The sequence below is a fragment of the cf. Phormidesmis sp. LEGE 11477 genome, assembly GCF_015207105.1.
In the GTDB taxonomy this organism is placed as follows: domain Bacteria; phylum Cyanobacteriota; class Cyanobacteriia; order Phormidesmidales; family Phormidesmidaceae; genus Phormidesmis.
On the sequence record NZ_JADEXO010000227.1, the window covers coordinates 1 to 2,678 of the forward strand.

3 protein-coding genes are annotated in these 2,678 nt (G+C 52.2%); all 3 read right to left on the reverse strand.

Annotated features, from left to right (window positions below):
- On the reverse strand, positions 1-469 hold a 469-nt coding region (locus IQ256_RS28765; protein WP_193859109.1), incomplete at its 3' end, for a hypothetical protein.
- Entirely contained in the window at positions 462-2,399 is a 1,938-nt protein-coding gene (locus IQ256_RS28770; protein ID WP_193859110.1) for an ATP-binding protein, read from the reverse strand. The genes IQ256_RS28770 and IQ256_RS28765, both read right to left, overlap by 8 nt.
- Positions 2,399-2,678, reverse strand: a 280-nt coding sequence (locus tag IQ256_RS28775) for a hypothetical protein (RefSeq protein ID WP_228025386.1), incomplete at its 5' end; no start/stop codon positions are given. The genes IQ256_RS28770 and IQ256_RS28775, both read right to left, overlap by 1 nt.

The following is a 2,678-nucleotide window of genomic DNA, read 5'->3' on the forward strand; positions in this document are numbered from 1 at the left end:
CTATCGGCCTGACCATTTGATTGATTCCTTGTTGTCCTGAGAGTTGACTGCTGTTGCTAGTAAGGGCGTCCCCGTTTGATTGTGTTTCAGTGTCGTTTGTCTCTGAGCTTTCTAGAAATAGCAAAGAGCCTGAAGCTAATTCAGTGCCCGGAGTTTGCAATACTTGTGAGTTGGAAGAGGATAGAGGCTGGCTGCTGGTTGCGACATCATTGGACTGGCTATCGGCCTGACCATTTGATTGATTGCTGAGCTGGCTGTTTATTTCTGTTGTTTCTGTTTCTACGCTGGTCTGTGGCAGGCTTTGTTGAGCCGCGTTTTCTGCTGGCGTCGGGTGAACTGTTTGATTTTGGAGAAACAGGGGCGTTCCAGATGGGGCGCTACTGGCTGAATTGTTGTTAGCAGAGCGAGACTGTCGACTAGCAGTCGCAGCGGCTGATGACCTAGCCGTCTGTGGCGAGAATTCAGACATGAGATGGCTGGGTTAGCGCTGGCATCTGACGGCCTAATTTATGATATTCGTGATTGACTCCAATAATGATGTCAGCATAGTCAATTTCTCTTTGTTGGCTCTGCGCTAGAACAGCGGCCATCAATACCGCATTGCGAATATGGCCACCACAGAGATCGACCGCCGTGGCAAGCTGGTTGAGTTGGGCTGTGGAAAGCGTAGAGCGATCGCCTAGGTGCGATCGCCACAAAGCGCGACGCTCTGTAGGACGAGGCAGCGTAAATTCGACGATAAAATCTAGGCGACGAGAGAAAGCCGAATCAAATCGCTGACGACTGTTGCTAGTGAGCAAGGTAATCCCGTCGTAGCTTTCAATCCGTTGGAGCAGATAGTTGGTCTGGCTGTTAGCAAAGCGATCGTTGGCCTGTTGAACATCGGTGCGTTTACCAAAAAGAGAATCCGCTTCGTCAAATAGAAGAATAACACCAGCACTTTCAGCGCGGGCTAGGAGCTGTGCTAGGTTCTTCTCGGTTTCGCCGATGTATTTGCTCACAATAGCGGCTAGATCGACCCGATAGAGTGGCATTCCTAGCTTGGTTGCTAGCCATCCTGCCGAAAGCGTTTTGCCTGTACCCGATGGCCCGACAAAAAGCGCTTTCACGCCAGGGTAGTAGCATGCGGTAGTAGATACGCCTAGTCCGTCTGTTAGCGTATCGCGAGCCTGACAGCGCAACAGCAGCATTTGTAGATTTTCTCGCAAACTGTTGGGCATCACTAATGCCTCGTCTGGGATTTGCTGGGTTAGAGGCTGTGCCAAACCATCTAGGCCAATGCCTTCACCACTCCAGGCAGCGGCGCGGATATCTGCTTCTGTCGGGTGATCGCGCTGAGCTAGCGTGCTGTAGTGCTGGGCCAAGCGGCTCAGTTGAGCGATGCGATCGCTGCTATATCGATAGCTTTTGGCTAGTATTGCCGCTAGATCCGAATCGGATAGAGTCTCTGTCCAAAGAGATTCTCGTTCTGGCACAGTGGGGACGCTCAAAGACCAGCTCAAAAGGTCTCGCTGCTGAGACTCTAGCTGCCCATCAGGACCCGCGATCGCGACTACAGGGCCATCGTAATAGCCAATCACTGGAATCTGATGATATTCTCCGGGTGTAAGCTGCGGACAAAAGACAGGGAGTAGCTGCCGCAGCTGTAGCCAGGGCGCTAGTCCAATCGGCAGTGCCCCTTCGAGGAAAAGCGGTCTGAGGTTAAGCTGTTTAGCGACTCGATCTGCGACAATACGGCTTTCAGCAAAGGCAGGGGAGCGAATGACTAATACTTGATTCGCGTTGTTTTCTAGGCTCTTGGCATATTGTTCTACCTTGCCTAGACAGCTCGCTGATAGCGCAGTTGAGGGGAGATGTTGAATACCCAAGATCGTATGCTCAACGGCGCTATCTCGGTTGTTCAGCGCAAAGTAAAGGTGGATTGGAATGCTAACGGTTTGTTCTGGCAGGGGAGCGGCGGTATTACCCAGACGCAGTAGGCTACAGGCTAAGGCCGAACCGTTGAAAACAACAGAGATAGGCGGTGCTTTTGTTAGTGGTTGAAACGAGGTAGATAACAGACTCAGCGTCGGCCTAGAGCCACCCAAAGGAGACTGAACGCGAGCAATCGCTCTGCCAACTTGAACGTCTTCTTCTACAGCGGCTGCCAATGCAATCGTTAATAGTTCTACGAACGTAAGGGGAAAGGTACGAGCGAGCCTGAGTAGCAGTATATCGGCAGGATGGGGACGTGAGAGAGACTGCTGTAGCGCTTCTGTCCAGGGTAGCGTGTCAGTCGTAACACGGGTGAGGTGCGATCGCAAGAAAACCAGTTCAGGTTCGTGATTATCTGCCGGCAGCTGATCTGCGATCGCCGCTAGTGCAAAGTCTTTTAGCCGAGGTCTTTCTGTTGTTTCCATCACAGCTCTCCTGGTTCAGCCACTGTTCTGCCAGCCACTTTCTCGTAATGAAACTGTACGACTCTACCAAACCAGGGTAGCCAGCCAGGATTGAGATCTAGGCCCGCTTTGCGAATGCGAATATCAATTTGAGATAAGTCGAAGGTGAGATCTATATGCGTAGGTGTGAAGGCCAGGTAGCCGGGGCGGGAGATGACGGCTTTGAGAGAGAGGTGGCTGTGGCGGTGAGTGTAGGTGCGTAGGGCGGAGTACCAGGCGAAGAGATGGGGGGAGTGGGGG